Below are 26,361 nucleotides of genomic sequence, written 5' to 3'. Positions count from 1 at the left end.
AGGATATGCTTTAGCAGGTTTGCAAACAGCGGTGGCTGCCCTGGTGGGGGACCAGGGTCGAGAACCACAACCACAAGGCAACGCTTTGCAATCCCTAGTCGGTGGCGAAGTGCCAACAAGGCACGGATCATCGATTTCAACGAGGCAACATGGGGTTTGATGTTGCGATGGGTCAGTTCGATCGCACGCTGGAATACATAGATCACCTGCAGCATGCCGGAACGGCGGCTGCGGTTTGCGAGAGGCTGTTGGGCATAACGTCGGATTTTGGCCTGACCGCTCTGATGGCGGGCACCGTACCGCAACCGGGCACGCCGACCGGCCAGCAAAAGCAGCATGTGCTGCTTTGCGACTGGCCTGTCGAATGGCTGGAGCGCTACGTGGCGCGCAACTATGTCGATCACGACCCGATCGTCAGCCACATGAAACAGTTGCAGGCGCCGTTCCAGTGGCGGGAAGCGGCCCAGGGCGTTAGCATCGACAGAAGCAGCGGCGAAGTGATGGGCGACGCCGTCGTGTTCAAGCTGCGCGACGGGCTGGCATTCCCGCTGATCACGCTCGACGGCCAGATCGTCATGGTGTCACTGGGCGGCGAGGCCGTGGAACTGTCCGCCGCCGAGTTCGGCCTGGTGTCGCTGGTGTCGACCTATGCGGTGGGCCGCGCCATGCAGCTTCACACGAAGGCCAGCAAGACCATCGATAGCGTAGAGCTGACACCGCGCGAACGCGAATGCCTGCAATGGGCCGCCGTCGGCAAGTCCGAATGGGAGATTTCGCAAATCCTCGGCATCTCGGAACACACGTCGGAGAAACACCTCCTTAACGCCAAAAGCAAACTCGGCGCCGTCAACCGCGTACAGGCAGTCGCTGAAGCGATAAGGCGCGGCTATATTAGTTAGGTCGGCCGGGTCGGCCTAGAAATTCCTGCCTACGTGATCGCGTAATTTTCTTGCGAGGGCACGGCCGTATCTTCCTCTTGAACAGGAGACGGCAAAATGATTTTTTCCCTTACAACAAAAGAACTGATGGAACATCCCGATCTGTGGGAGGCCGTGCATCGGCTGCGCTACAGGATTTTCGTCGAGGAAATGGGGTGGGAGGACCTGCGGCGCCCCGATGGCTTCGAGATCGACCAGTTCGATCATGACGAAGCGGTGCATCAGATCGTCATCAGAGGCAACGAGGTCGCGGGCTATCAGAGGATGTTGCCGACCACGCGGCCACATCTCTTGACCGAGGTGCTGGCCGATCTTTCCGTGGGAACGCCGCCGTCGGGTCCGAACATCTGGGAACTGACCCGCTATGCAGTGGCACCCGGCTTTCGCGACGGCCGCCGAGGCGTTTCGACCGTCGGTACCGAGCTCATTGCCGGCTTCGTCGAGTGGGGGCTGAAGCGCGGCGTCGACAAGGTGATCATCGAGTTCGAGCCGATGTGGGTGCTGCGCGCGCTGCAGCTGCATTTCCTGGCCACGCCGCTGGGCTATCAGCGCACCTATGGCAACCAGCAGGTCGTCGCGACGCTGCTCACCTTCAATGAGCACACGCTGGATGTGGTGCGTTCGCGCCGCAATCACCACGCTCCCGTTCTGGCCAGGGGATATCCCGATATGTTCGGGCAAAGGCGGGCGTCATGAGATCGGAAACGGCCATGAACGCGCACCCGCAACCCGAACTGCGCAACCACACGCTGATCGTCACCGTATCGTCGACCGACGGCCGGCCGGTGCTCGACAGAAGGGCCTATGAAAGCCTGGCAAGGACGTTCCACGAAGCCGCCGACAATGACGACGTTCGTGTCGTCGTGCTGCGCGGCCTGGCGGGCTGCTTCTGCCTCGGCGGCGATTTTTCCGAATTCCTCGACGCTACCAAGCACCAGAAGCTGATCGCCGCCGTCACCGACATGTTCCGCACGCTGGCGACGTTCCCCAAACCCATACTGGCCTGTGTCGACGGCGATGCGGTCGGCGTCGGCTGCACCATCCTGTTCCATTGCGACATGGTGATCGCGTCCGCCGAAAGCACGTTCCGGGTGCCGTTCGTCGATTTCGGCCTGGTGCCGGATGCCGCGACCAGCATCCTGGCGCCGCAGAAGCTCGGCTACGCCGGCGCCTTCCGCTTTTTCTGCCTCGGCGACACGCTGCGCGCCGACGACGCCAGGGCGCTCGGGCTGGTCGCCGAGATTGTCTCCGAAGGCAGCGTCGAGGAGGCAACCCTCGGCCGGGCAAGGCAGCTCGCCAGGAAGCCGGTCGCCGCGTTGCTGCAGACGCGGGGCCTGCTCAAGGGGAACCCCGCGGAACTTTGCGAACGCATCGATCAGGAGATCTCGCTGTTCCAGCAGGCGCTGCAGGACGACACCACGCTGCGGCGGCTGCAGCGGATTGCCCGGTTGGCGGCCTGAGCGTCGCGCCGAAGGCGTTGCGCCACGCGGTCCAGTGCCGCGTGGCGCAGGCACCGTCAGTCCTGTTTTGCCAGGAATGACGGCCCTTCGCCGATGATTTTCTTGTCTTCCTTGCCGATGATGTCGAGGTCGCGGCCGTCATAAGGCAGCGACAGGAGGATGCGCCGCATCACCGCCAGCCGCGCGCGGCGCTTGTCGTTGGCACGCACGATGATCCACGGAGCGAATTCCTTGTGGGTGCGCTCGAACATGGTATCGCGCGCCCTGGTGTAATCGTCCCACTTGGTAATGCCGGCAATGTCGATCGGCGAAAACTTCCAGCTCTTCAGCGGACTGTGGCGGCGATCGTGAAATCGCTCGAGCTGCGTTTCCCGGCCGATGTTCAGCCAGAATTTGAAGAAGTGGATGCCGTCATTGACGATCATCCTTTCGAAGTGCGGTGTCTCGTCGAGAAACTTCTCGTGCTGTTCTGGCGTGCAGAAGCCCATCACCGGTTCGACGCCGGCGCGGTTGTACCAGGAACGGTCGAACGTGACGAATTCGCCCGCGGTCGGGAAGTGGTCCGCATAACGCTGGTAGTACCATTGCCCCAGCTCGGTCGGCGTCGGCTTGGTCAGCGCCACGTTGCGTGCCGTGCGCGGATTGAGGTACTGGCGCAGGACGAAAATCGTGCCGCCCTTGCCGGCCGCGTCGCGGCCCTCGAACAGCGCCATCATCCGCCTGCCTGTCGACTGCAGCCACGCCTGCGCCTTGACCAGCTCGATCTGCAATGCCTCGAGCGTCTCGTCATATTCGTCGCTTTTCATCTTCTTGTCGTAGGGATAGCCGCCCGCGGTCAGCTTGCGCTCCTCGATCCAGTCCGGCAGTGCTGGATTCTCGATGTCGAACTCCCGCTCCTTGCCGTTGATCCTGAGCTTCAGCGGCCCCGGGGTCGGCGCGGCGGTGTTTTCCTTGGCTTTTTTCATCGAGACGAACCTTTCCAGCTTACGGACTCGTGCTATTGAGCCATTGCAGTGCCGCGCGCCGCTTCAGACGCAAAGGGCGCTGCACTTTTGGATTTTGCGCATGATCCTTTCCGAAAATCGATTCTGATTTTTCGGCGTCATGCGCCAGGCCGGTCCAGCGAAATTGCCGGACCGGGAGCGGGGCGCAGGCGCGAATGGCGGACCAGGGCGCAGATGAGAAGGGCGTGACGCAGGCGCTTGCCGCGCGGCTGTGGAACAGCCGATGGTTGCTGGTCGCCGGTCTTGTCGCGGTCATGGCGGTTTATGCCTTTGCGGGCATTTCCGCCTATGTGCTGCTGCCGGCGCTGGCTTTGCTGCTGGTGGCGGCGATGATACCGGCTGGAGCCACGCGCCAGCCCGGCGAAAGCGGCGCGGCGATCGAGGCCATCGGCCTGCAACGCCTGTCCGGCGAATATCTGGCGGCGGCCGTCGCCGACCCCTTGATCATCTTCGACCATGCCGCGGCCATTGTTCATGCCAACGCCGCCGCCTTCGCCGCCTTCGGCGGCATCGCGCCTGGCGTATCGTTGTCGCTGAAATTCCGGGCGCCGGAAATGCAGGCTCTTCTGGACGGCGTGCTGTCGGGCGAGGTCGCGTCGGATGTCATCGATTACACCGAGAGGCTGCCGGTCGAGCGGACTTACCGGGTCAGTGCCTCCTCCGTCGGTCACGGCACCGATCTCTACGTGATGGTGTTCAAGGACCAGAGCGAAGCGCGCCGCATCGACCGCATGCGCGCAGATTTCATCGCCAATGCCAGCCACGAATTGCGCACGCCGCTCGCCTCGATATCGGGTTTCATCGAAACGCTGCGCGGACCGGCCCGCAATGACCCGGCGGCGCGCGAGCAGTTCCTGCAGATCATGCAGAACCAGACCGGCCGCATGGCACGCCTGATCGATGACCTTTTGTCGCTGTCGCGGCTGGAGATGAAGCCCTATCTGCGGCCGGGGACCGAGGTCGACCTGCGCCAGACCGTCGACAGCGTCATCGATTCGCTGGCCCCGCTGGCGCGGGAAAACGGCGTCGTCATCGAGCGGGATTTCGCCGACGGCCCTCTCGACGTGCCGGGCGACCGCGACGAACTGTTCCAGGTCTTCGAGAACCTTCTGGAAAACGCCTGCAAATATGGGCAGTCGGGCGGCCGCGTGGTGGTGTCGATCGAGCGCGGCGACGCCGAGGGCGAAGCGGGCATCGACGTGACGATCAGGGATTTTGGCCCCGGCATTCCCGAGGAGCACATTCCGCGCATCACGGAGCGCTTCTATCGCGTCGACGTCGAGAGCAGTCGAACCCAGAAGGGCACAGGCCTTGGCCTGTCGATCGTCAAGCATATCCTGACGCGCCACAACGCCAGGCTCTCGATCAAGTCCGAAGTCGGCAAGGGCGCCGCCTTCTCGGTTCATTTGCCGGCGACCTGAGCCGCCCTAGTTTCCAAGGTGCCATTTCTTTTTTCTGTCATCCGGTTAGCGTATCAGCGGGGATTCGAGGAAACGACTCAAAATCAGATCATCCGTGGGAAGGCATCCGGTCATGCAGTCCGTGCACATAGTCAGCGCCTATGACGAGGAGCTGAAAGATCTGTCGAAGCGCATCGCCGCCATGGGCGGACATGCCGAACGCATGGTCGAACAGGCGATCTCCGCCTTGGTCAATGCCGATCCCGGCCTTGCCCAGAAGGTGATCCGCGACGACGCCGTCCTCGACGAAGGCCAGCGCGAAATCGACGACAGGGCAATCATCATCATCGCCCGGCGCCAGCCGATGGCGACGGACTTGCGCGAGATCGTCGGCGCGATCCGCATCTCGGCCGATCTCGAGCGGGTCGGCGATCTCGGCAAGAATGTCGCCAAGCGTGTGGTGGCGGTTGCCGACGGGCGCCAGCCGACCAGCCTGTTCCGCGGCCTCGAAGCCCTGGCCGACCTGGCGTTGACCCAACTCAAGGAAGTGCTCGACGTCTACGCCTCGCGCTCGGTCGAAAGGATCGGCTTCGTACGTGACCGCGACGACCAGATCGACGCCATGTACACGTCGCTGTTTCGCGAATTGCTGACCTACATGATGGAAGATCCGCGCAACATCACGCCCTGCACGCATCTGCTGTTCTGCGCCAAGAACATCGAACGCATCGGTGACCATGCCACCAACATTGCCGAGACGATCTACTATATCGTCACCGGCGACCAGATGCCTGCCGACCGGCCGAAGGGCGACAAGACGGACAAGATCGGCCTTTCCGCAACGCAGCCGATCAAGTGAACGCACTTTCTCTCGAACGCTTGGTCGTATTGCGCTAGACTATCCCTGAGGCAAGCCTGCTGGTTCCCCGCAAAGGCAGTGCTTCGGGAGGCTGCGATGGAATATGTCCGGGACTTCAAGCCCGCGCCGCCGACATCGGCCGTCATCGCCTCCAGCGTCTACACAGCCGGGCGCCGCATCGCCGACATCCCGATCGAGGAAGCCGGCACATGGGCCAGGAAAGCGGGACACGTCGTGTGGATCGGGCTGCTTGAACCCGACCGCGAGCTTCTGCTGCGCGTGCAGGCGCAATTTCATCTGCATGAGCTCGCAATCGAGGATGCCGAGCATCCGCACCAGCGGCCGAAGATCGAGCAATATGGTGATGCGCTGTTCATCGTCGCCCGCACCGCGCAGCTGATCGAGGGCCGCGTCACCTTCGGCGAGACGCATCTGTTCGTGGGCAGCGGCTACATCGTCAGCGTCAGGCACGGCCCTTCGACATCCTATGCTGTGGTGCGCCAGCACTGGGAAAGCTGCCCGCATTCACTGGCCAAGGGCGAGGATTTCGTCCTCTATGCCATTCTCGATTTCATCGTCGACAACTACATGCCGGTGCTCGAGCAGATCGAGGATGAGGTCGAGGCGATCGAGGACCGGGTCCTGCTGAAGCCGATGACCGGCCCCGATATCGAACGCCTTTATATGCTGCGTCGCGATCTGTTGCGGCTGCGCAATGCCGCACTGCCGCTGGTGGAGGTCTGCCGCCGGCTGACCAGCGCCGACCTGCCGCAGATCCATTCAGCCATGCACCCGCTGTTTCGCGACGTGACCGACCATATCCGCACCGTCCAGGAAAAGATCGACAGCTTGCGCGAAGTGCTGGCCTTTGCTTTCGAGGCGAGCCTGCTGGTGGGCCAGAGCCAGGAAACGGCGATCTCCAAAAAGCTCGCCTCATGGGCGGCAATCCTGGCCGTGCCGACAGCCTTCGCGGGCATATACGGCATGAATTTCAGCGACATGCCGGAACTGAAGATGGAATACGGCTACCCGATGGTGCTGCTGGCGATCGCGCTGATCTGCAGCTTCCTCTACTGGCGGTTTCGCAAGAATGGATGGCTGTGAGAGTAGGGCAGTAGGGCAGTAGGGCAGTAGGGCAGTAGGGCAGTAGGTTTAGAGAACGCTCGGGAGCGCAAATTCAAAACAGACTGCCCTACTGCCTTAGTCCCTTATCTATTCCGCCGCCGCTCCGCTGCCGGCTGGAACGCCACGCGGGCATGGTATTTACAATAGGGTCCGGTTTCGGCGGCTTCGTTGCCGCAGAAATTGAAGTCCTCCGACAGCGGATCGCCGTTCGGCCATTTGCAGGTGCGCTCGGTGAGTTCGGTGAGCTGGAGATGCCGCGAGATCGGCACCACCACATTCTCGACCGGCCGGATATAGTGGCGGGCCACCGGCTCGGCATCGAACTGCGCTTGCAGCGCCGTTGCTCCGATCGATGTCGTGACGTGGCGGGTCGCACTCGCGGGGCGCGACACCGATTTCTGCGCGCCCGACCCTTGCGCCGTCTTCTTCTGGCGTGCCGGCGCTGCCGTGGCGCGCCCGCGGCCCGACAATTTCAGCCGGTGCACCTTGCCGATGACGGCATTGCGGCTGACCCCTCCAAGCTGGGCAGCAATCTGGCTTGCGCTCAGACCCTCCGACCACAGTTTTCTCAAGAGTTCGACCCGCTCGTCAGTCCAATTCATGACCGCGCTCCTGCTAAGCGTACGGCAATCGGAATCCATTCCCGGCCCAGCACCACTGCTGGGGCAGACACCACATATATCTGGTGATTAGGTCCGCCGCACGAAATCTAGTTATTTCCCGACTACAACTACCTTATGCGCTGACTCGGTGACAAGAGTCCGAAGTGCAACACGAATCGGTTTTTTCGGTTTTCCCCAACTTGCCAGCTCACTTATGAGCCGGCGTCCCGTCGGGAGGCTTGCCGCGCGCCACTACGCGACGTTTTCGTTGACTTCATGGCTGAAAAACCCGATAAGCCGCAAAGGCCGCCGCTTTGGCGGCTTTTTTGATTTTCCGGTTCCGGAGACGCATATAATGAGCGGTTCGGCGCTTTTCGAGACCTTTGCTCGCGCACCCCTGGCCTTCGATCACGGGGAAGGCACTTGGCTGGTTACCGACAAGGGCGAGCGATATCTCGACTTTGCCGGCGGCATAGCCGTCAATTCGCTGGGCCACGGCCATCCGCATCTGGTCGCGGCGCTCACCGAGCAGGCTGCCAAACTCTGGCACGTCTCCAATCTCTACGAGATCCCGGGGCAGAGCCGGCTCGGCGAGCGGCTGGCCGACGCCACCTTCGCCGACAAGGTGTTCTTCACCAATTCTGGCGCCGAGGCGCTGGAATGCGCGATAAAGACGGCGCGGCGCTACCATTTCGTCAAGGGGCATCCCGAGCGCTTCCGCGTCATCACTTTCGAGGGCGCCTTCCATGGCCGCACGCTGGCGACCATCGCGGCCGGCGGCCAGTACAAATATCTCGAAGGTTTCGGCCCCAAGGTCGAGGGTTTCGACCAGGTCGGCTTCGACGATATCGACGCCGCCGAAAAGGCGATCACGCCGGATACCGCGGCGATCCTGATCGAACCGGTGCAGGGCGAGGGCGGTATCCGCCCGGTGCCGACACAATCGCTGAAGCGGCTGCGGCAGCTCTGCGACCAGCACGGCCTGCTGTTGATCTACGATGAGGTCCAGTGCGGCATCGGCCGCACCGGCAAGCTGTTCGCGCATGAATGGTCGGGGGTCGCTCCAGACATCATGGCCATCGCCAAAGGCATTGGCGGTGGCTTCCCGATGGGCGCCTGCCTTGCCACCGACGAGGCGGCTGTCGGCATGACCGCGGGCGTCCACGGCACTACGTTCGGCGGCAACCCGCTGGCCATGGCGGTCGGCAATGCCGTGCTCGACGTGGTGCTGGAGGAGGGCTTCCTGGCGGATGTGCAGCGCAAGGCGCTGTTGTTGAAGCAAGGGCTGGCAGGGGTGGCCGACGAATTCCCCGAGGTCATCGAGGACATCAGGGGCACGGGGCTGATGCTGGGCCTCAAATGCGCCATGCCCAACGGCAAGGTGAACATGGCGCTGCGCGACCAGCATCTGCTCGCGGTTCCGGCCGGCGACAACGTCATTCGCCTGCTGCCGCCGCTCACCGTCACGGACAGCGAGATCCATGAAGCGCTGGAGCGCATTCGCGCCGGCGCCAAGGCCCTGACCGAGGCAATCGCCGCTGAAGCCGCGAAGTAAATTCGAAAGCTCCTGATGTCACTTCGTCATTTCACCGACCTCTCCGCCGTTTCCGAAGGCGACCTGCGCTCCATGCTGACCGACGCAGTGGAGCGCAAGGCGCGCCTCAAGGCGGGCGAGCGCTCGAAACCGCTCGAAGGCAAGGTGCTGGCGATGATCTTCGACAAGCCGTCGACGCGCACGCGCGTCTCCTTCGATGTCGGCATGCGTCAGCTTGGCGGCGAGACCATCATGCTGACCGGCACCGAGATGCAGCTCGGCCGCTCCGAGACCATCGCCGACACAGCCAAGGTTCTGTCGCGCTATGTCGATGCCATCATGATCCGCACCACCTCGCATGAGCGGCTGCTGGAGCTGACCGAGAATGCGACCATCCCGGTGATCAACGGGCTCACCGACGATACCCATCCTTGCCAGCTGATGGCCGACATCATGACCTTCGAGGAGCATCGCGGTCCGGTCGCCGGCAAGACCATCGCCTGGACTGGCGACGGCAACAACGTGCTGCATTCGCTGCTGGAAGCCTCGGCGCGGTTCCGCTTCAACCTCAACGTCGCGGTGCCCGAAGGCAGCGAGCCGGCGCAGAAGCACGTCGACTGGTCAACCGCACATGGCGGCAAGCTCTCCTTTACCCGCTCGCCAGAGGAAGCCGTCGACCAGGCCGACTGCGTCGTCACCGACTGCTGGGTGTCGATGGGCCAGGAGCACCGTGCCCGCGGCCACAACGTGTTTTCGCCCTACCAGGTCAACGCCAAGCTGATGGCCAAGGCAAAGCCCGACGCGCTGTTCATGCACTGCCTGCCGGCGCATCGCGGCGAGGAAGTGACCGACGAGGTCATCGACGGTCCACATTCGGTGGTCTTCGACGAGGCCGAGAACCGGCTCCACGCCCAGAAGGCCGTGCTTGCCTGGTGTCTTGGGGCCTGAAGTGGACTTGAAGTGTCTTGGCGCTTGACGTGCCGGGGAACTTGATCTCCGGAGGCGCGATGCCTATCTGCGCGGCATCACGCAAATCAAGCGCGTTTAGACGCATGCTCCCCAAAGGGCGGCATGGCCGCGCCCTGGAGCTTTGTCATGCTGGAAACCCATCAAGTGGCTGAACATCACCCCCAACTCGGCGAATTCGGTTACGCCGGCGATGATCACGTGGTGCCCTTCGAGGTCGGCCCGCTCGATGTGCGCGGCCGCACCGTTCAGCTCGGGCCGATGCTCGATGCGATCCTTGGCCGCCATGATTATCCCGAGCCGGTCGCCCGGTTGCTGGCGGAAGCCTGTGTGCTGACGGTGCTGCTAGGCACCTCGCTCAAGTTCGAGGGCAAGTTCATCCTGCAGACCCGCACCGACGGGCCTGTCGACATGCTGGTCGCGGATTTTTCCACGCCCTCGGCGCTGCGCGCCTATGCGCGCTTCGATGTCGACCGGCTGGAGGCGCTGATTGCGGCCGGCGAGATCTCGCAGCAAACGCTGCTCGGCAACGGTGTGCTGGCGCTGACCATCGACCAAGGTGCCCACACGCAACGCTACCAAGGCATCGTCCAGCTCGACGGCGAGACCCTGGAAGAGGCCGCGCGCACCTATTTTCGCCAGTCGGAGCAGATCCCGACCGATCTCCGGCTTTCGGTCGCCAAGCTTTTGACGCCCGGCCCCGGCGGCGCGCGCGAGCAGTGGCGGGCGGGCGGCATCCTGGCGCAGTTCCTGCCGCAGGCCTCCGAGCGCATGCGCGTTCCTGACCTGCCCGGCGGGGATGGCGATCCGCGCGAGGAGATCCACGATCCCACAGACAATTCCTGGCAGGAATTGCTGGCGCTGCTCGGCACCATCGAGCCGACCGAACTGATCGATCCGACCATCGGCGCAGAGCGGCTGCTCTATCGTCTGTTCCACGAGCATGGCGTGCGCGTCTTCGGCGGCGTTCCCGTCGCCGATCAGTGCTCATGCTCCCGCGACAAGATCCGCGGCATCCTCGAGGGCTTCTCCGCGCAGGAGATCAAGGACAGCACCGAGGACGGTGGGATCCACGTCGCCTGCGAGTTCTGCTCGACGCAATATGACTTCGACCCGGCGGAATTTACGACGCAGTAGGGTTCCACCTTCTCCCCGTTCTACGGGGAGAAGGTGCCCGAAGGGCGGATGAGGGGCGGCGCTGCCCGCTCATTGTCCTGCCGGACATTTCTCGCCGTATAGTGACGGGGAGAAAGACGCTGTCGCCGATTTCGCCTGGTCTAATTCACCGTCCGCCTTGTCCCCGGCAGGTCGAGTGAGAAGGCGGGGATGGCGATGTCGAATGTCTCGCCCCGCTCGTTGCGCATGGTGTAGTGACCGACCATGATCCCCGACGGCGTCGAGAGCGGACAGCCCGACGTGTATTGATAGCTGTCGCCGGGATTGAGTTCGGGCTGATCGCCGACCACGCCGGCGCCTCGCACTTCCTCGACCCGGCCGGCGCCGTCGGTTATGTGCCAATAGCGCGACAACAGCTGCACGAATTCGTCGGACTGGTTGTCGATCGTTATCTGGTAGCCCCAGACATAGCGGTTTTCCGAAGGATCCGAGCGGTCCTCGAGATAGAACGGCCTGACCTGCACTTCGATGTTGCGCGTGACGGCGCGGTACATGAGCGGCTCCAAAACAAATCCGGTGTGGAACATTCGGCGCTCTTTGCGGTTCGATCAACCGTGCGCGTCCGAGTTGCTGTCCCTGAAGGGCAGGTGCCGACAAACAATGTCATTTGAGTGACACATGACAATGATGGTGTGCACCAGCAATGCCGGGCGACTCGGGCGCTCTGTCGAACTGTCGAAAACGGCCGCCAAGCGGGCCGGGTTTTCTGGAGTGACCGGATATCGATGGAACTCGCTCTCATAACCGGCTCGCTTTCGATCGCTCTCATCGCCTCAAATCTCGCCAGCATCCTGCTCGCCTGCTCGCGCCTGAAACGGCGCGCCGCCATCGCGCCGCCGGCCGGCAAGCCGCTGCCTGTCTCGATCGTCATCCCGGCGCGCGGCGTCGAGCCGTTTACCCATGAGACGCTTGAGCGCGCTTTCTCGCTCGACTGGCCGCGCTACGAACTGATCTTCTGTGTCGCCCATGCCGACGACCCCGCGGTCAAGCCGATCCGCGCCGCGATTGCCCGCTTTCCAGCCGTGCCGGCCCGCCTGCTCACCGGCGACGACCGCGTCAGCGCCAACCCGAAACTGAACAACTGCGTCAAGGGCTGGGAGGCAGCGCGCCACGACTGGGTCATTCTCGCCGATTCCAACGTGCTGATGCCGAAAGACTACGTCCAGCACCTGATGGCGGCATGGCGGCGGGACACCGGCCTGGTTTGCTCGACGCCGATCGGTTCGCGGCCCGACGGCTTCTGGGCAGAAGTCGAATGCGCTTTCCTCAACACGCTGCAGGCGCGCTGGCAATATGCCGGCGAGGCGCTTGGCCTCGGCTTTGCCCAGGGCAAGAGCATGTTGTGGAACAAGCAGATGCTCGACGCCAATGGCGGCATCCGTGCGCTCGCCGCCGAGATCGCGGAGGATGCCGCGTCGACCAAACTGGTCAACAGGCTCGGCCTGCGCGTCAATCTCGTCGCTTCGCCCTTCGAGCAGCCGCTCGGGCAGCGCATGCCGGGCGAGATCTGGTCGCGCCAGGCCCGCTGGGCGCGCCTGCGCCGCGTCACCTTTCCGCTGTTCTTCGCACCCGAGATCCTGACCGGCGTGGCGGCTCCGCTCGTGCTGGCATTGATCGCCGCGGCCAGCGCCGGCGTCAGCCTGCCCATGACAGCGCTTTGCGTGCTGGCGCTCGCCTACCTGCCGGAATGCATGCTCGCCTCGGCAAAGGGCTGGTATCTGTCGCCGCGCATCGTCACCGCGATGATCGCACGCGACCTGATTTTGCCCGCGATCTGGATGCGCGGTTGGCTGGGCGGGGCCGTCGACTGGCGCGGCAACGCCATGACCATCGGCACCCAGGCGGCCGAGCTCGAAGAGACGCCCTCCCGCGCTTGATGTCGGCGGTTCAGCTTGATGTCGAGGAAGGTTATCGTATATACAAAAATTGTTGAACTAGGCTCTATTTTTGTGTATACAATAACCTATGGAGCGCCCCGACGGCGATGCTGTTCGAGTGGGATGAAACATGGCAAAGACAAACAGGGCCAAGCATGGCGTGGATTTCGCGATCGCTCCGTCCTTCGATTTCGCCAATGCCGTTATCCGGCTCGATGACAGCGAGGATTTTGGCGAGGATCGTCTTGTTGCCATCGGTCTGATCGAGGCTGGCGTTTATGTGATGGTCTATGTCGAGCGAAGCCATGCGATCCGCGTAATTTCGCTACGCAAGGCAACGAGACAGGAGATTACGGACTATGTCGAAAACCTCTAAGACGATCGTGCGCCGCGAGGCTACTCCCCCAAAGCAGTCGCGCGCTGATGCTTTGGGGCTCGCCAGAAAGGCGCTTGGCGCGAGGACCGACGAGGAAGATGCTGCGATCACTGCCGCCGCCGAGGCCGATCCGGATGCGCAGCCGACCGATGCCGCTTCGCGCCGCAAAGTTGGCCGACCGCCGCTTGCGCGACCCAAACGTGCGGTACAGTTGCGCCTCGACGCCGATGTTGTCGACCGTTTCAGGGCCGGTGGTGATGGCTGGCAGACGCGCATGAACGAAGCGTTGCGCAAAGCGGCAGGCCTGTAATCCTCGGTCTGCCAGTCCTCATCGGGCCTTCAACGCCTGCGCGATGTCGTCCAGCAAATCGTCGGTATCTTCCAACCCGACCGACAGCCTGAGCGTGCCGGGTCCGATGCCGAGCTCGGCGCGCGCTTCGTCGCTGAGGTTCTTGTGCGTCGTCGTCGCCGGATGGGTGATCAGGCTTTTGGCGTCACCGAGATTGTTCGAGATCAGGACGATGTCGAGCGCGTTCTGCAAGGCGAAGGCACCCTGCTTGCCGCCCTTGACGTCAAAGCAGATCAGGGTGGAGCCGCCCGACATCTGCTTCTTCACGACGTCAGCCTGCGGATGGTCGGCGCGCCCGGGATAGATCACGCGGGCGATCTCCGGCTGCTCGGCCAGGAAATCGGCGACCTTGCCGGCGCTCTCCGTCTGCTGGCGCACGCGCAGCGGCAGCGTTTCCAGGCCCTTCAGCAGCGTCCAGGCATTGAACGGCGACAGGCTGGGGCCGGTATGGCGGAAATAATCGTGCAGGTTCTCGTCGATCCACTTCTTGTCCGACAGAATGACGCCGCCGAGACATCGGCCCTGGCCATCGATGTGCTTGGTCGCCGAATAGACCACGATATGCGCGCCGAGCTGCAACGGCTTCTGCTGCAGCGGCGTGGCGAAGACATTGTCCACGACCAGCCGCGCGCCGATCGAATTAGCAAGCGAAGCGACGGCGGCGATGTCCACCACCTCAAGCGTCGGGTTGGTCGGGCTTTCCAGGAAAAACAGCTTGGTGTTGGGCCGAACCGCCTTTTCCCAATTGGCGATGTCGGTGCCGTCGACCAGCGTCGCCTCGATGCCGTAACGCGGCGCCAGCGTCTCGACCACCCAGCGGCAGGAGCCGAACAGGGCGCGCGCCGCAACGATATGATCGCCGGCCTTGACGCTGCACAGGAGTGCTGCCGTCACCGCCGCCATGCCGGACGCGGTGGCGCGCGCGTCCTCGGCGCCTTCGAGCGCGCACATGCGCTTCTCGAACATGTCGACGGTCGGATTGGCGTAGCGCGAATAGATGAAGCCCGGTTCCTCGCCCTTGAAGCGGGCTTCGGCGGCTTGGGCCGTTTCATAGACATAGCCCTGGGTCAGGTACATCGCCTCGGAAGTTTCACCGAAGCCGGAACGCAGAGTCCCGCCATGCACGAGTGCGGTCTGAGGCTTCCAGTTGCGCGTCTTGCTCGTCATCGTCCTATCCAAACACAAAAAAACCGGCCGCGAAAAAGTCGCAACCGGTCCATGCGGCCTTGCGGCCCGACGGTCCTTTAGCGACTTGTTTAACGTGGCTGCAAGCCGACCGGCCAAATCACCACGGGATAACGACCCTTTAGACCCGCGCCACGCTTGCGTCAATTGCCGGCTTCATTAAGAGACTTGTACCAGCAGAGCGGAGCCAGACTTTGCGGCAGACAGGAATTCTTCCCGATCAGGACATTGCGGCGCTGTTCCAGTCCGGCGCGCTGAAGTCGTCGCGTGCGCTCGACGCCGACCAGATCCAGCCGGCCAGCCTCGATCTGAGGCTCGGCGACAAGGCGTGGCGGGTGCGCGCGTCCTTCCTGCCGGGTCCCAACCACAAGGTCAGTGAAAAACTCGACCGGCTGAAGCTGCACGAGATCAGCCTGGCCGACGGCGCCGTTTTGGAAACCGGCTGCGTCTACATCGTGCCCCTGCTCGAAAGCCTGGCGCTGCCGGCGGAAATTTCGGCGTCCGCCAATCCCAAGAGCTCGACCGGGCGGCTCGATATCTTCACCCGCGTGATGACCGATCGCGGCCACGAGTTCGACAAGATCGCCGCCGGCTATCATGGTCCGCTCTATCTCGAAGTCAGCCCACGCACCTTCCCGATCGTCGTGCGCGCCGGCTCGCGCCTTTCGCAGATACGCTTCCGCACCGGCAATGCGCTGCTCTCGGAAGCAGAGTTGCATCAATTGCACCGGGCCGAAATGCTGGTCGCCACCGAACCGCCGAACATCTCCGGCGGCGGCATCGCATTGTCGATCGATCTCAACGGCGACAGTGACGGGCTGGTCGGCTATCGCGGCAAACACCATACCGGCCTCGTCGATGTCGACAAACGCGCGGCGCAGGAGATCGTCGACTTCTGGGAGCCGATCCACAAGAGCGGCGCCGGCGAGCTGGTGCTCGATCCGGACGAGTTCTACATCCTCGTCAGCCAGGAAGCGGTGCATGTGCCGCCGCTCTACGCGGCCGAAATGACGCCCTTCGATCCACTGGTGGGCGAGTTCCGTGTCCACTATGCCGGCTTCTTCGATCCGGGCTTCGGCCACTCGGCGGCCGGCGGCACCGGCAGCCGCGCCGTGCTCGAAGTGCGCAGCCATGAGGTGCCGTTCATCCTCGATCATGGCCAGATCGTCGGCCGGCTGGTCTACGAACATATGCTGAAGCGGCCGCAGGCGCTTTACGGTACCGAGCTCGGCTCGAACTACCAGGCGCAGGGCCTGAAGCTGTCCAAGCACTTTCGCGCCGCGCCCTGAACGCTCATCACCGTCAGGCAAGATACTTGCCTGCGCCGGCTCGCCATGCTTGGCTACCTCGCCGGCCGCCGACGTGGCGGCGCTCAAGGGGAATGAAAATGCAGATTTCGAAATGGATCGTATCGACGGCGGCCGCCGCCATGCTGACGCTTGGTGCCGGCGTCCTGTCGGTGCATGCGGCGGAGAAAATCAAGATCGGCACCGAGGGCGCCTATCCGCCGTTCAACACCATCACGCCCGACGGCAAGGTCGAGGGCTTCGACATCGACATCGCCAACGCCTTGTGCGCGCAGATGAAGGTCGAATGCGAGATCGTCACCCAGGACTGGGACGGCATCATACCGGCTCTGCAGGCCAAGAAGTTCGACGCCATCATCGCTTCGATGAGCATCACCGAGGAGCGCAAGAAGCAGGTTGCGTTCACCCACAAATACTATACGACGCCGCTGTCGCTCGTCGCCCTGAAGGACAGCGACATCGCCTCGACCGAACCGGCGGCACTCACCGGCAAGACGGTCGGCGCCCAGGCGGCGACCACGCAGGCCAATTACGCCCAGGACGTCTATGGCAAGGCCGGCGCCGAAGCGAAGCTCTATCCGACCCAGGAAGAGGCAATCACCGATCTCCAGAACGGCCGCCTCGACGCCGTCCTTTCCGACAAGTTCGTGCTGATGGACTGGATGAAGAAGGCGAGCGACGGTTGCTGCAAGATGGTCGGCGACGTCAAGGGCACCGAGACCGAAGCCGGCATTGCCGTGCGCCTCGAGGATACGGCGCTGCGCGACAAGCTCAACGCAGCCATTGACGCCATCGTCGCCGACGGCACCTACAAGAAGATCCAGGACAAGTATTTCGATTTCGATATTTATTGAGATCTGAGACGCTTCTTACCTTCTCCCCTTGTGGGAGAAGGTGGCCTCGCGAAGCGAGGTCGGATGAGGGGTGTTCCAGGGAACGCCAACGCCTCACTCCGGCCAGCACCCCTCAACCGTCTCGGCGCTGCGCGCTGATCCACTGCCCTGGGGCAAGCCACGGGTCTCGCCCCGTCCTTCGGATCCCACAGGGGAGAAGGAAATGATGGCCACCCTCAGAGCGCCTTCACCGCCACCTTCACCGGCTTTTCGATTTCGAGCGGGTTGCGCAGCGGCAGGCCGAAATCGCCGGCCTCGATCTCGAACACGTCGCCGGCCTCGGTCTTGATGCCGTCGGCGAAGGACAGGGTCGCGGTGCCGAACATGTGCACATGCACGTCGCCCGGCTGGCGGAAAGCCGAATATTTGAAATGGTGGTGTTCGAGATTGGCGATGGTGTGCGACATGTTCGCTTCGCCCGACAGGAACGGCTTTTCCCACATCAACTTGCTGTCGCGCCAGATGCGTGAGGAGCCCCTGATGTCGGCGGGCAGGTCGCCGACCAGGATCTCAGGTCCGAAGGAGGCGTTGCGCAGCTTGGAATGGGCGAGGAAGAGGTAGTTCACGCGTTCGGTCACATGGTCGGAAAATTCGTTGGACAGCGTGAAGCCGACCCGGAACGGCGCGCCGTCGTCGCCGATGACATAGATGCCGGCAACCTCGGGCTCCTCGCCGGCATCCTTGGCGAAGGCAGGTGACAGGAGCGCGGCACCCGGCGCCACGGCCATCGTGCCATTGCCCTTGTAGAACCATTCCGGCTGCACCCCGATCTGGCCTTTCGCGGGTTTGCCGCCTTCCAGCCCCATGCGGAACATCTTCATGGAATCGGTGAGCTGCTCTTCGCCGTCGGTGCTGAGCTTCTTGTGCATGGAATCGCGCGTTGCCGCCGAGCCGAGATGCGTGAGCCCCGTGCCGGTCAGATGCAGATGCGCCGGATCGGGATGATTGATCGGCGACAGCAGCCGCCCCTTCTTGTAGGCGGCGTCGAGATCGACGGTCTCGCCAAGTCCCTTGCGTTCGATCAGCGCGGCAAGGCCCACGCCGGTACGAGCGGCTTCCATCGCCAGCGAATAGACGCTGCGCGCGCCGTTGATGATCCGGGTCTTGCCGCCCGTGCGTGCAACGACACGGATGGTCTCGGCGTCGTCGAGAATCTGCGAGATCAGCATGATCAGTCCTCTCTCATATCTTGGCATGGCTGCCTTCTGGCAAACCCTGACCTGCGCGGCTCGGACTGGCCGTGCCACGGGTTGAACTCGTCGTCCGGATTGCGCTCGCGAGCCCGGTCCCTGAAGGACTTCTTCAAGCCGGCGAATTGCCGGCAGCGCCGCGACCGTATGCCTCCTGCTTGCCTCGCCTGAAACCTGTTCAGGCCTTGTTCTTGTTGTAGACGTCGAAGATCACGGCGCCGAGCAGCACCAGGCCCTTGACCACTTGCTGCCAGTCGACATTGACGCCCATGATCGACATGCCGTTGTTCATCACGCCCATGATGAAGCCGCCGACCACCGCGCCGATGACCTGACCGACGCCGCCCATCGCCGAGGCGCCGCCGATGAACACCGCGGCGATGACGTCGAGCTCGCTGCCGAGGCCTGCCGCCGGCACGGCCTGGCCAAGGCGCGCCGCGATGATCAGGCCGCCAAGCGCCGACAGCACGCCCATATTGACGAACACGTAAAGCGTCAGCCGCTCGGTCTTGATGCCCGACAGCTGCGCGGCCTTGGCGTTGCCGCCCATCGCATAGATGCGGCGGCCGATCGTCATGCGCTTGGTGACGAAGACGAACAGCGAGATCAGCAGGCCCATGACGAGCAGCACCACCGGCAGGCCCCGATAGCTGGCGAACTGGTAGACCAGGAACAGCGCCAGCGCGCTGCCGACCAGCGTCTTGATGACGAACAGGGTAAAGGGCTCGGCCTCATAGCCGTGGCGTTCGCGTTTGCGTCGCGTCCGCAGCCCGAAATAGGCATAGGCCAGCACGGCGATCAGGCCCAGCACGATCGTCGTCATGTGCAGCGTCAGGCCGCTGCCCATAATCGTCTTGCCGGCTGCATTCACCGTTGGCGGGATCAGCGTCAGCGGTCCGATGACATCTGGAATGAAGCCGGAGCTGAGTGCCTTGAACTCGGGCGGCAGCGGCCCGACCGAAGATCCGCCGCCGAGCAGCGCCTGGCAGATGCCGCGGAAGATCAGCATGCCGGCCAGCGTCACGATGAAGCTCGGTATTCGGTGATAGGCGATCCAGTAGCCTTGCGCCGCGCCGATGAGGCCGCCCACGATCAGGCAGACGATGGAGACCACCAGCGGGTTGCTGAATATGCCGAGAGGCCAGATCACCATCATCATCGCCGCCAGCGCGCCGATGAAGCCGGCCACGGACCCCACGCTGAGGTCGATATGACCCGATACGATGACCAGCAGCATGCCGAGCGCCATCACGATGATGAAGGAGTTCTGCTGCACCAGATTGCTCAGGTTCACCGGCTTGAACAGCGTTCCCGAGGTGGTGAACTGGAAGAACACCATGATGGCGATCAGCGCCAGGATCAGGCCGTATTCGCGCAGGTTCGTCGCCAGCGCCGATACGGCGATGCGTGGACGCTGCCCTACATCTTCGGCGACGTTGCTCTGCGGGGCGGGGGCGCTTTCCGTGCTCATGCTGCTTTTCCTTCTCCCCGAACGATGGCGCGCATTATTCTTTCTTGGCTTGCGTCCGCCGCGGGCATTTCGCCGACGATGCGGCCTTCGTTCATGACATAGATGCGGTCGGTGATGCCGAGCAGTTCTGGCATTTCCGACGAGATGACCACGATCGCCTTACCTTCGGCCGCAAGGCGCGCGATGATCGTATAGATTTCATATTTGGCGCCGACATCGATGCCGCGCGTCGGCTCGTCCAGGATCAGCACTTCCGGGTCGGCGAACAGCCATTTCGACAGCACCACCTTCTGCTGGTTGCCGCCGGAAAGATTGCCGGTCATCTGATAGACGCTGGAGGCGCGGATGTTGGTCTGCTTGCGATAGTCGTTGGCGACGGCAAGCTCGCGCAAATCGTCGATCACGCTGTGGCGCGACACGCCGCCGAGATTGGCCAGCGTAATGTTGTGCTTGATATGGTCGATGAGATTGAGGCCGTAGGTCTTGCGATCCTCGGTCACATAGGCAATGCCGTGTTCGACCGCCCTGCTCACAGAGGAGACGTCGATCGGCTTGCCCTTGAGCAGCACCTCGCCGGTGATGCGGCGCCCATAGGAGCGGCCGAACAGGCTCATGGCGAATTCGGTTCGCCCGGCGCCCATCAGCCCGGCAATGCCGACCACCTCGCCCTTGCGCACATTGATGTCGATGCCCTTGATCACCTGCCGCTCGGCGTGGAGCGGGTGATAGACCGACCAGTTCTTCACCTCGAACACGACCTCGCCGATATCGGGCTCGCGCGGCGGATAGCGGTCGTCGAGCGAACGGCCGACCATCGAGGTGATGATGCGGTCTTCCGAGATGTCCTTCCTGGACAGCGTCTCGATGGTTCGCCCGTCGCGGATGACGGTCACCTTGTCGGCGACCCGGTTCACCTCGTTGAGCTTGTGCGAGATCAGGATCGAGGTCATGCCTTGTCGCTTGAATTCGAGCAGAAGGTCGAGCAGCGCCTGGCTGTCCTTTTCGCTGAGCGACGCCGTCGGCTCGTCGAGGATCAGGAGCTTGACCTCCTTGCTCAGCGCCTTGGCGATCTCGACCAGCTGCTGCTTGCCGACACCGATATTGGTGATCAGCGTCTTGGGGTCCTCCTTGAGGCCCACCTTCTTCAGCAGGGCGCTGGTGCGCGCCTCGTTGGCATTCCAGTCGATGACGCCGTATCGGGCGTGTTCGTTGCCGAGGAAGATGTTTTCGGCGATCGACAGCATCGGCACCAGCGCAAGCTCCTGGTGGATGATGACGATGCCCTTGCGTTCGCTGTCATGAATGCCTTTGAACTGGCATTCCTGGCCCTGAAAGATGATCTGGCCGTCATAGGTGCCGGAGGGATAGACGCCCGACAGCACCTTCATGAGCGTCGATTTGCCGGCGCCGTTCTCGCCGACCACGGCGTGGATCTCGCCTTCCTCGACCCGAAGGTTGACGTTCGACAGCGCCTTGACGCCGGGAAACGTCTTGGTGATGTCCTGCATCTCCAAAATCGTCGAGGCCATGGGTAAAGTGCTCCTGCGAGACCCGCAACAATACCGGGGTCGCTGGTGAACGAAAAGGGGCCCTGCGTTGCGCAGGACCCCTGGCTATGCAACCGAATTTACTTCAGTTCGTCGGCCTTGATGTAGCCGGAGTCGACGACCAGGGCCTGGTAGTTCGACTTGTCGACCTCATGCGGCGTCAGCAGGATCGAGGGAACGACCTTGACGTCGTTGTTGTAGGTCTTGGTGTCGAGGCCTTCCGGCTTGCCGCCCGAGAGCACCTTGTCGACGAGCTCGACGGTGGCCTTGGCCAGTTCGCGGGTGTCCTTGAACACGGTCGAGTACTGCTCGCCCGAGATGATCAGCTTCACCGAGGCGGTCTCGGCGTCCTGGCCGGTCACGATCGGCCACGGCTGGGCCTCCGTGCCGTAACCGACAGCGCGCAGCGAGGCGGTGATGCCGCGCGACAGGCCATCATAGGGCGACAGAACGCCATCGACGCGGCTGCCGTCCGAATAGTTGGCCGACAGCAGATTGTCCATGCGCGCCTGGGCGGTGGCGGCGAGCCAGCGCAGCGTGCCGACCTTGTCCATGCCGGTCTGGCCGGACTTGATCTTGATCGAACCGTCGTCGATCAGCGGCTGCAGGACGGAAATCGCGCCGTTGTAGAAGAAGAAGGCGTTGTTGTCGTCGGGTGAGCCGCCGAACAGTTCGACGTTCCACGGCTTGGTATTCGGGAAGCGCTCCTTGAGGCCCTTGACCAGCGAATTCGCCTGGATCACGCCGACGCCGAAATTGTCGAACGTGGTGTAGTAGTCGACATTGGGCGTCTTCTTGATCAGGCGGTCATAGGCGACGACGACGACGCCGGCATCAGCGGCCTTCTGCAGCGCATCCGACAGGGTGGTGCCGTCGATCGAGGCGATGATCAGCGCCTTCGGACCCTTGGTGATTTCGTTTTCCAGCTGGCTGAGCTGGTTGGGGATGTCGTCCTGCGCATATTGCAGGTCGACCGTATAGCCCAAAGCCTCGAGCTGGGACTTGACGGCATCGCCGTCGTTGATCCAGCGCTGCGAGGTCTTGGTGGGCATCAGCACGCCGACGAGACCCTTGTCGGCGGCGTGCGCCGAATAGGTCATGGCAGCGATGCCAAGGGCCGCGACGGCGGCCAGCGTCTTGATGATCTTCACAATTACTCTCCCTGGTTGATGGACGCGACACCTCGGGGCTTCGCGGGCCGCGCAGGCGAGCAGGAGCGCAAGCGCCGCTGTCGTCTATCGATCTCCGGTATCCTCCCAATCGGCCCTGGGACTGATTTCAATCGACACGATTTTCCTCGTCATCGACTGGCACGCCCCAGGACGCGCGAAGGGTGTGTCCCTTTGCCATAACTGTCAAATGCGATCTTTGATGATTGCTATACCGAAACTGGTATACGTTGACGCTAAACTCAAGGGCATTGGGAGCGAAGGGAAATCAATGGCAACGTTGCGCAATCCTGGCGGGATTTCAGAAGGTTACGAGGTGCTCCCCGGTGACGGCGAGACCCTGCTGCGCAGCGGCCTCAGCCTGCGCCATATGCGCATGATCGTTGCACTGGACGATCACGGCCGGGTCAGTTCCGCCGCCCAGGTCATGAATATCTCACAGCCGGCGGCCTCGCGCATGATCGCCGAGATGGAAGCCGTGCTGGACGTCACGCTCTGCGAAAGGCTGCCGCGCGGCGTCACCTTGACGCCCTATGGCAAGGCGCTCGCCAGGCGCGCGCGCTCCATCCTCTTGGAGATGCGCGAGGTCGATCGCGAGATCTCCGAACTCAAGGCGGGCAAGGGCGGCTCGGTGTTCCTTGGTGCGGTGACGGCGCCCGCGATCGAGCTCGCGGTGCCGGCGATCCGCGAAATCCGCCGCATCTACCCGCGCATCGAGATCACCATGCAGGTCGAGACCTCCAACGTGCTGGCGCGCGAGTTGATCGCGTCGCGCCATGACTTCATCATCGCGCGCATCCCCGACGATCTCAACCCGCGGCTGTTCGAGTCCCGTGTGATCGGCGTCGAGAAAGCCTGCCTGATCGTGCGCCGGGGCCATCCGCTGACCGAGGGCAAGGCGGTGCGGTTGGAGGAGACCGCGGCCTATGACTGGGTTTTCCAGTCCGGCGGCTCGCCGCTGCGCCAGGCCATGGAGAGCAATTTCCTGAACCGCAACATCGCGCTGCCGGACCGCATCCTCAACACCAGTTCGCTGCTCCTGACCCTGGTCATGGTCGCGCACTCCGACGCCATCGCGCCGGTCTCGATCCAGGTGGCGAAATTCATCCAGAATCCCGAAGGGCTGGCCGGCGCCATCGATGTCGTCCAGACCGAATTCGACATCGAGGTCCGGCCCTACAGCCTGATCACAGTGAAGAACCGCGCCCTGTCGCCGGCGGCAAAGATGCTGCATGACTTCATCCTGCGCGAAGTGGGATGACCGGAACAAAAACCAGGTAAGTGCGTTCAAAGGCCAATCGGCGTTCGCGCCGGAGCTCGTTTTGAGCCGGGGAACGATGCGCCGATGATAAACAACTCGGGAGATTTTGATGGAACGTCGGTTGTTTCTTACTGGAATGCTTGGCGTCGCGGGGGCCGTTGCTTTTGCAGGCCTGGCCAGGCCCGGCACAGCAGTTGCCGGGGTCCCGAACGGCAACGGAATCCTTGACGAGCTCGACAAGGACGACCTCGACAGGGCTGATGCGGCCGTCTTCGAAGGAGACGATCAAGCCGAGGTGGAGCAGATCTCGCATCGCCGGTGGCATCGCCGGCACCGTCGTCATGGGCGCCGCCGCGCCTGGCGCAGGGTCTGCCGCAGCTATTGGCGCCGCGGCCGCCGCCATGTCCGCTGCTGGCGCAGGCGCGTCTGGGTTAGTGTTTGGCTCTAAAACGATACCGGGAAAACGGCTGGAGCGGTTTTCCCGGGACCATGGCTCGACCGCATCTCCGATCATTTCGGCAATCTGTCGGTTCGCAAGTGCGACCGGCCGGAGAAGATCAGGCCGAGGATCCGGGCGCTGCGCGCGAAGTTCGAGGCGACGCCGCGCGCATGCAGGTCTGCCGCGCGTGCTGTTCGAGGTCGCCCGCGGCGCGCTTGCGCTGAACCCCTGCGAGGCTACCAAGCAGCTTTACAGCGGCTCGCGCTCGGAGATCATCTGAACCGATGCCGATCTGGCCCGCATCCGGCCGCACGCCGCCGCAAGGCTGCGATCCCGCCTCTATGACGATCTGCGCGCCTGCTGAAGCGCATCCCGTTCCGCTCGCCCGTCATCCTGACCTCGAGCATGAGAAGACCGTGGAACAAGGATGGCCTCGGAAGCTCGTTCATCCAGGCTAAGAAGGATGTATGGTCGGAAGGCTGCGACCTCCATTTTCACGATCTCCGCGGCACTGCGGCGACGAAGTTCTACGTTAACGGCCTGACCGAGCGCGAGATCGCTGAGGTCATGTCACGAGGAAGACAACGTCTCCCGTATCATCCGCCGTTACGTCGGTCGTTCCGCTGCGATCAAGGATATGATGAAGCGTCTGAACGCGGTCCAAGGGAAGCTCACATCCTGACAATCTGTTGTCAGGGTCCTTACATCAGATCGCCGGATTTTTTCCATTTAGACAGCTCTAATAGTATAGATGGAAGGAATCGAAGCAGTATCAGGAAGGAATCGATGCCAAATCCAGGCCTCTCCCTCGTGGGATTTATGGATATCGGAAATGCAATCCAGCATCTGCGCAACGGATGCATTCCGGCCGATCCTTCCGACGCAGCTTTGATTCAGGAGTGGAACGCGGCTCGTGGAATGCTGGGACCGCCCATCGCCAACGCTGGCCATCCAGAAGTCCTGGACATCCCGCAGGCTCATCACCGGTACGTTGACGATCTCCTGAACAATTCCCACTACGCTCCGCAGTTGCAGGGTGTCGCTGTCCGGCTGGTGGAAATCGAGCCGCTACTTGCCTATCAGGCAACTGTCGACGATGGCAGATCGGCGCATCATTGCGGCGCTCTCCCACCCGCTCCTCCACTGGGTGACCTTTTCCCGATATGTCTTCCTCAGGCACAGGTGAATGAAGCGGTCTCGGCTGTGCTGAATGGCAACTCTGCCATGCTGCGCTCGAAAAGCCTGAATGTTCGGACGATGCAAGCTGGCGTGATGAACGGCCAAGCTATGGGACTGTTTTTCGGAGTAAGCTTGCCGCACGTCCACGTGGTCAGGTTCAACGGCCGTTGCTACCTTCACAATGGATTCCATCGAGCCGTCGGACTGCGTGCCGCCGGCGCAACGCATCTTCCTTGCCTATTCCGTGACGTCAACGATGCGGCCTCGGTTGGCCTCAACCCTCCGAGCACATTTGACCTTCAGTTGTTGGAATCCACCAACCCGCCGACCCTCGGCCACTTTTCACAGGGCAGGGCATACGCAGTCGAACTCCGGAAATTGATCCGGGTGCTTCATGTCAGTTGGGCGGAATATGCGGTTCCCGAGGACTTCTAACAGCTGATTGCCAGCGTCAGAGTCTCAGACGGATTTCGCGAAGGAGAAGAATCCGGAGCAGGGTTCTTGACCAGCATGCTCGATTCAGCATCGACAATATCGCGACGGTTCACCGAACTGCCGGTAGCCTTCACCGTCTTCTGTTCGACTTGCAGATCCGTGCGTCGAGCTTCATGCATTGCCTTCGCGCTCCTCTGTCAGGCTCACACTGAGACGCAATACTCGTGACAACATGCATCATCACGGTTAACGCCACGTTAACCTGGTCGCTTCGCAATTGTCGGCTTTCTAGCCGATCTCAGCCGCGAAGCGGTTGTTCCCATAAGCGGCATCCTATCAGGAAGTTCCGTTCTGGGAAGACAAATTCCTCATCCGACATATAGTGCAGTGCACAAGAAAACAAGCCATTCTTCGGATGTAGGTAAACGGACCGCCACCAAGGCCGGACGGAGCCACCAGCGAACAGAGTCCTGTAAAACCGCTGGTTTTCAGGGTTCTCTCAATCAGGCTCCAGCCCTTGCGACGTTTGCTGGAGCGGGTAGCGGGAATCGAACCCGCGCGTTCAGCTTGGGAAGCTGACAGGCTACCATTACATCATACCCGCGCAGCAGCCTCGTTA

Annotated in this window: 25 protein-coding genes, 1 tRNA gene and 1 riboswitch; of the genes, 16 read left to right on the top strand and 10 right to left on the bottom strand. The window is 62.7% G+C overall.

Annotated elements, in window-relative coordinates:
• Positions 1-167 precede the first annotated feature (167 nt).
• The 3 genes from FJ443_RS10625 to FJ443_RS10615 all read left to right on the top strand — a co-directional run bounded on the left by FJ443_RS10625 (position 168) and on the right by FJ443_RS10615 (position 2,398).
• Positions 168-899 (top strand): LuxR family transcriptional regulator, encoded by a 732-nt coding sequence (locus FJ443_RS10625; RefSeq protein ID WP_140564989.1) that lies wholly within the window; start codon positions 168-170, stop codon positions 897-899.
• A 96-nt stretch (positions 900-995) separates the two neighbouring features.
• Positions 996-1,634: an acyl-homoserine-lactone synthase gene (locus FJ443_RS10620; RefSeq protein WP_140496654.1), complete on the top strand. Its 639-nt coding sequence runs from the start codon at positions 996-998 to the stop codon at positions 1,632-1,634.
• A gap of 14 nt (positions 1,635-1,648) precedes the next feature.
• The gene (locus tag FJ443_RS10615) at positions 1,649-2,398 is read left to right on the top strand and encodes an enoyl-CoA hydratase-related protein (protein ID WP_140496652.1); all 750 of its coding nucleotides are present in this window, start codon (positions 1,649-1,651) and stop codon (positions 2,396-2,398) included.
• Between the two features lie 56 nt (positions 2,399-2,454).
• Here the strand turns inward: FJ443_RS10615 and ppk2 are convergent, their stop codons facing one another.
• On the bottom strand, positions 2,455-3,363 hold the full coding sequence (ppk2, locus tag FJ443_RS10610) for a polyphosphate kinase 2 (RefSeq protein ID WP_140496649.1): 909 nt from the start codon (positions 3,361-3,363) through the stop codon (positions 2,455-2,457).
• Between the two features lie 194 nt (positions 3,364-3,557).
• Between ppk2 and FJ443_RS10605 the strand changes: the two genes are divergently transcribed.
• The 3 genes from FJ443_RS10605 (at position 3,558) to FJ443_RS10595 (ending at position 6,765) form a co-directional block, all read left to right on the top strand.
• Entirely contained in the window at positions 3,558-4,823 is a 1,266-nt protein-coding gene (locus tag FJ443_RS10605) for an ATP-binding protein (RefSeq protein WP_140663908.1), read from the top strand.
• 112 nt (positions 4,824-4,935) lie between these two features.
• Positions 4,936-5,661 carry a phosphate signaling complex protein PhoU gene (gene phoU / locus FJ443_RS10600; protein ID WP_140496645.1) on the top strand — a complete coding sequence of 242 codons (726 nt, stop codon included), beginning with the start codon at positions 4,936-4,938 and terminating at the stop codon, positions 5,659-5,661.
• Between the two features lie 96 nt (positions 5,662-5,757).
• Positions 5,758-6,765: a magnesium and cobalt transport protein CorA gene (locus FJ443_RS10595; protein WP_140496643.1), complete on the top strand. Its 1,008-nt coding sequence runs from the start codon at positions 5,758-5,760 to the stop codon at positions 6,763-6,765.
• 104 nt (positions 6,766-6,869) lie between these two features.
• On the opposite strand, the gene FJ443_RS10590 is transcribed toward FJ443_RS10595, so the two are convergent.
• Positions 6,870-7,388, bottom strand: a complete 519-nt coding sequence (locus tag FJ443_RS10590; RefSeq protein ID WP_140496642.1) for a GcrA family cell cycle regulator — start codon at positions 7,386-7,388, stop codon at positions 6,870-6,872.
• A gap of 355 nt (positions 7,389-7,743) precedes the next feature.
• On the opposite strand from FJ443_RS10590, the gene FJ443_RS10585 reads away from it, so the two are divergent.
• The 3 genes from FJ443_RS10585 (at position 7,744) to FJ443_RS10575 (ending at position 11,025) form a co-directional block, all read left to right on the top strand.
• Entirely contained in the window at positions 7,744-8,943 is a 1,200-nt protein-coding gene (locus tag FJ443_RS10585) for an aspartate aminotransferase family protein (protein ID WP_140663903.1), read from the top strand.
• Positions 8,944-8,958: 15 nt separating this feature from the next.
• Entirely contained in the window at positions 8,959-9,870 is a 912-nt protein-coding gene (gene argF, locus FJ443_RS10580) for an ornithine carbamoyltransferase (protein ID WP_140580389.1), read from the top strand.
• Positions 9,871-9,993: 123 nt separating this feature from the next.
• Entirely contained in the window at positions 9,994-11,025 is a 1,032-nt protein-coding gene (locus tag FJ443_RS10575) for an Hsp33 family molecular chaperone (RefSeq protein WP_140580387.1), read from the top strand.
• 140 nt (positions 11,026-11,165) lie between these two features.
• Here the strand turns inward: FJ443_RS10575 and apaG are convergent, their stop codons facing one another.
• Positions 11,166-11,558 (bottom strand): Co2+/Mg2+ efflux protein ApaG, encoded by a 393-nt coding sequence (apaG, locus tag FJ443_RS10570; protein WP_140496634.1) that lies wholly within the window; start codon positions 11,556-11,558, stop codon positions 11,166-11,168.
• Between the two features lie 231 nt (positions 11,559-11,789).
• Between apaG and FJ443_RS10565 the strand changes: the two genes are divergently transcribed.
• The 3 genes from FJ443_RS10565 (at position 11,790) to FJ443_RS10555 (ending at position 13,627) form a co-directional block, all read left to right on the top strand.
• A complete protein-coding gene (locus tag FJ443_RS10565) occupies positions 11,790-12,941 on the top strand; it encodes a ceramide glucosyltransferase (RefSeq protein WP_140560867.1) in 1,152 nt (383 codons plus the stop codon).
• Positions 12,942-13,071: 130 nt separating this feature from the next.
• The gene (locus FJ443_RS10560) at positions 13,072-13,317 is read left to right on the top strand and encodes a BrnT family toxin (protein ID WP_140663899.1); all 246 of its coding nucleotides are present in this window, start codon (positions 13,072-13,074) and stop codon (positions 13,315-13,317) included.
• Positions 13,301-13,627: a BrnA antitoxin family protein gene (locus FJ443_RS10555; protein WP_140496628.1), complete on the top strand. Its 327-nt coding sequence runs from the start codon at positions 13,301-13,303 to the stop codon at positions 13,625-13,627. Before FJ443_RS10560 ends, FJ443_RS10555 begins: the two co-directional genes overlap by 17 nt.
• An 18-nt stretch (positions 13,628-13,645) precedes the next feature.
• Here the strand turns inward: FJ443_RS10555 and FJ443_RS10550 are convergent, their stop codons facing one another.
• On the bottom strand, positions 13,646-14,833 hold the full coding sequence (locus FJ443_RS10550; RefSeq protein WP_140663896.1) for an O-succinylhomoserine sulfhydrylase: 1,188 nt from the start codon (positions 14,831-14,833) through the stop codon (positions 13,646-13,648).
• Positions 14,834-14,890: 57 nt separating this feature from the next.
• A riboswitch (SAM riboswitch) is annotated at positions 14,891-14,968 on the bottom strand.
• A gap of 77 nt (positions 14,969-15,045) precedes the next feature.
• On the opposite strand from FJ443_RS10550, the gene FJ443_RS10545 reads away from it, so the two are divergent.
• Positions 15,046-16,140 (top strand): 2'-deoxycytidine 5'-triphosphate deaminase, encoded by a 1,095-nt coding sequence (locus tag FJ443_RS10545; protein ID WP_140496624.1) that lies wholly within the window; start codon positions 15,046-15,048, stop codon positions 16,138-16,140.
• A gap of 140 nt (positions 16,141-16,280) precedes the next feature.
• Positions 16,281-17,012 carry an ABC transporter substrate-binding protein gene (locus tag FJ443_RS10540; RefSeq protein WP_348640461.1) on the top strand — a complete coding sequence of 244 codons (732 nt, stop codon included), beginning with the start codon at positions 16,281-16,283 and terminating at the stop codon, positions 17,010-17,012.
• Between the two features lie 215 nt (positions 17,013-17,227).
• Here the strand turns inward: FJ443_RS10540 and araD1 are convergent, their stop codons facing one another.
• The 4 genes from araD1 to chvE form a co-directional block, all read right to left on the bottom strand.
• Positions 17,228-18,220: an AraD1 family protein gene (araD1, locus tag FJ443_RS10535; protein ID WP_140550479.1), complete on the bottom strand. Its 993-nt coding sequence runs from the start codon at positions 18,218-18,220 to the stop codon at positions 17,228-17,230.
• A 199-nt stretch (positions 18,221-18,419) separates the two neighbouring features.
• Positions 18,420-19,712, bottom strand: coding sequence for a multiple monosaccharide ABC transporter permease (gene mmsB, locus FJ443_RS10530; protein ID WP_140496616.1), 1,293 nt, complete (start codon positions 19,710-19,712; stop codon positions 18,420-18,422).
• The gene (mmsA, locus tag FJ443_RS10525) at positions 19,709-21,241 is read right to left on the bottom strand and encodes a multiple monosaccharide ABC transporter ATP-binding protein (RefSeq protein WP_140496613.1); all 1,533 of its coding nucleotides are present in this window, start codon (positions 21,239-21,241) and stop codon (positions 19,709-19,711) included. Before mmsA ends, mmsB begins: the two co-directional genes overlap by 4 nt.
• A gap of 98 nt (positions 21,242-21,339) precedes the next feature.
• Positions 21,340-22,410, bottom strand: coding sequence for a multiple monosaccharide ABC transporter substrate-binding protein (gene chvE, locus FJ443_RS10520; protein ID WP_140496611.1), 1,071 nt, complete (start codon positions 22,408-22,410; stop codon positions 21,340-21,342).
• 289 nt (positions 22,411-22,699) lie between these two features.
• On the opposite strand from chvE, the gene FJ443_RS10515 reads away from it, so the two are divergent.
• Positions 22,700-23,689, top strand: a complete 990-nt coding sequence (locus tag FJ443_RS10515) for a LysR family transcriptional regulator (RefSeq protein WP_140496609.1) — start codon at positions 22,700-22,702, stop codon at positions 23,687-23,689.
• On the opposite strand, the gene FJ443_RS31130 is transcribed toward FJ443_RS10515, so the two are convergent.
• Entirely contained in the window at positions 23,667-24,032 is a 366-nt protein-coding gene (locus FJ443_RS31130; protein WP_140624801.1) for a hypothetical protein, read from the bottom strand. The two genes, FJ443_RS10515 and FJ443_RS31130, sit on opposite strands and share 23 nt — an antisense overlap.
• A gap of 882 nt (positions 24,033-24,914) precedes the next feature.
• On the opposite strand from FJ443_RS31130, the gene FJ443_RS10505 reads away from it, so the two are divergent.
• The gene (locus tag FJ443_RS10505; protein WP_140629535.1) at positions 24,915-25,742 is read left to right on the top strand and encodes a hypothetical protein; all 828 of its coding nucleotides are present in this window, start codon (positions 24,915-24,917) and stop codon (positions 25,740-25,742) included.
• 530 nt (positions 25,743-26,272) lie between these two features.
• On the opposite strand, the gene FJ443_RS10500 is transcribed toward FJ443_RS10505, so the two are convergent.
• Positions 26,273-26,346: transfer RNA gene (locus FJ443_RS10500), tRNA-Gly, on the bottom strand.
• Positions 26,347-26,361 lie beyond the last annotated feature (15 nt).

It is taken from the genome of Mesorhizobium sp. B2-6-1, from assembly GCF_006440475.1.
Classification (GTDB): domain Bacteria; phylum Pseudomonadota; class Alphaproteobacteria; order Rhizobiales; family Rhizobiaceae; genus Mesorhizobium.
This window is presented reverse-complemented; position numbering and strand designations above follow the sequence as displayed.

Coding starts and splice junctions, on each gene's coding strand:
- FJ443_RS10625 (WP_140564989.1), top strand. CDS start 168: ATGGGTCAGTTCGATCGCACGCTGGAATACATAGATCACCTGCAGCAT.
- FJ443_RS10565 (WP_140560867.1), top strand. CDS start 11,790: ATGGAACTCGCTCTCATAACCGGCTCGCTTTCGATCGCTCTCATCGCC.
- FJ443_RS10590 (WP_140496642.1), bottom strand. CDS start 7,388: ATGAATTGGACTGACGAGCGGGTCGAACTCTTGAGAAAACTGTGGTCG.
- FJ443_RS10585 (WP_140663903.1), top strand. CDS start 7,744: ATGAGCGGTTCGGCGCTTTTCGAGACCTTTGCTCGCGCACCCCTGGCC.
- FJ443_RS10560 (WP_140663899.1), top strand. CDS start 13,072: ATGGCAAAGACAAACAGGGCCAAGCATGGCGTGGATTTCGCGATCGCT.
- FJ443_RS31130 (WP_140624801.1), bottom strand. CDS start 24,032: ATGACGACGGTGCCGGCGATGCCACCGGCGATGCGAGATCTGCTCCAC.
- mmsA (WP_140496613.1), bottom strand. CDS start 21,241: ATGGCCTCGACGATTTTGGAGATGCAGGACATCACCAAGACGTTTCCC.
- FJ443_RS10595 (WP_140496643.1), top strand. CDS start 5,758: ATGGAATATGTCCGGGACTTCAAGCCCGCGCCGCCGACATCGGCCGTC.
- FJ443_RS10515 (WP_140496609.1), top strand. CDS start 22,700: ATGGCAACGTTGCGCAATCCTGGCGGGATTTCAGAAGGTTACGAGGTG.
- FJ443_RS10555 (WP_140496628.1), top strand. CDS start 13,301: ATGTCGAAAACCTCTAAGACGATCGTGCGCCGCGAGGCTACTCCCCCA.
- araD1 (WP_140550479.1), bottom strand. CDS start 18,220: ATGCTGATCTCGCAGATTCTCGACGACGCCGAGACCATCCGTGTCGTT.
- phoU (WP_140496645.1), top strand. CDS start 4,936: ATGCAGTCCGTGCACATAGTCAGCGCCTATGACGAGGAGCTGAAAGAT.
- FJ443_RS10605 (WP_140663908.1), top strand. CDS start 3,558: ATGGCGGACCAGGGCGCAGATGAGAAGGGCGTGACGCAGGCGCTTGCC.
- FJ443_RS10550 (WP_140663896.1), bottom strand. CDS start 14,833: ATGACGAGCAAGACGCGCAACTGGAAGCCTCAGACCGCACTCGTGCAT.
- ppk2 (WP_140496649.1), bottom strand. CDS start 3,363: ATGAAAAAAGCCAAGGAAAACACCGCCGCGCCGACCCCGGGGCCGCTG.
- apaG (WP_140496634.1), bottom strand. CDS start 11,558: ATGTACCGCGCCGTCACGCGCAACATCGAAGTGCAGGTCAGGCCGTTC.
- FJ443_RS10505 (WP_140629535.1), top strand. CDS start 24,915: ATGCCAAATCCAGGCCTCTCCCTCGTGGGATTTATGGATATCGGAAAT.
- argF (WP_140580389.1), top strand. CDS start 8,959: ATGTCACTTCGTCATTTCACCGACCTCTCCGCCGTTTCCGAAGGCGAC.
- mmsB (WP_140496616.1), bottom strand. CDS start 19,712: ATGAGCACGGAAAGCGCCCCCGCCCCGCAGAGCAACGTCGCCGAAGAT.
- FJ443_RS10620 (WP_140496654.1), top strand. CDS start 996: ATGATTTTTTCCCTTACAACAAAAGAACTGATGGAACATCCCGATCTG.
- FJ443_RS10615 (WP_140496652.1), top strand. CDS start 1,649: ATGAACGCGCACCCGCAACCCGAACTGCGCAACCACACGCTGATCGTC.
- FJ443_RS10540 (WP_348640461.1), top strand. CDS start 16,281: ATGCTGACGCTTGGTGCCGGCGTCCTGTCGGTGCATGCGGCGGAGAAA.
- FJ443_RS10575 (WP_140580387.1), top strand. CDS start 9,994: ATGGCCGCGCCCTGGAGCTTTGTCATGCTGGAAACCCATCAAGTGGCT.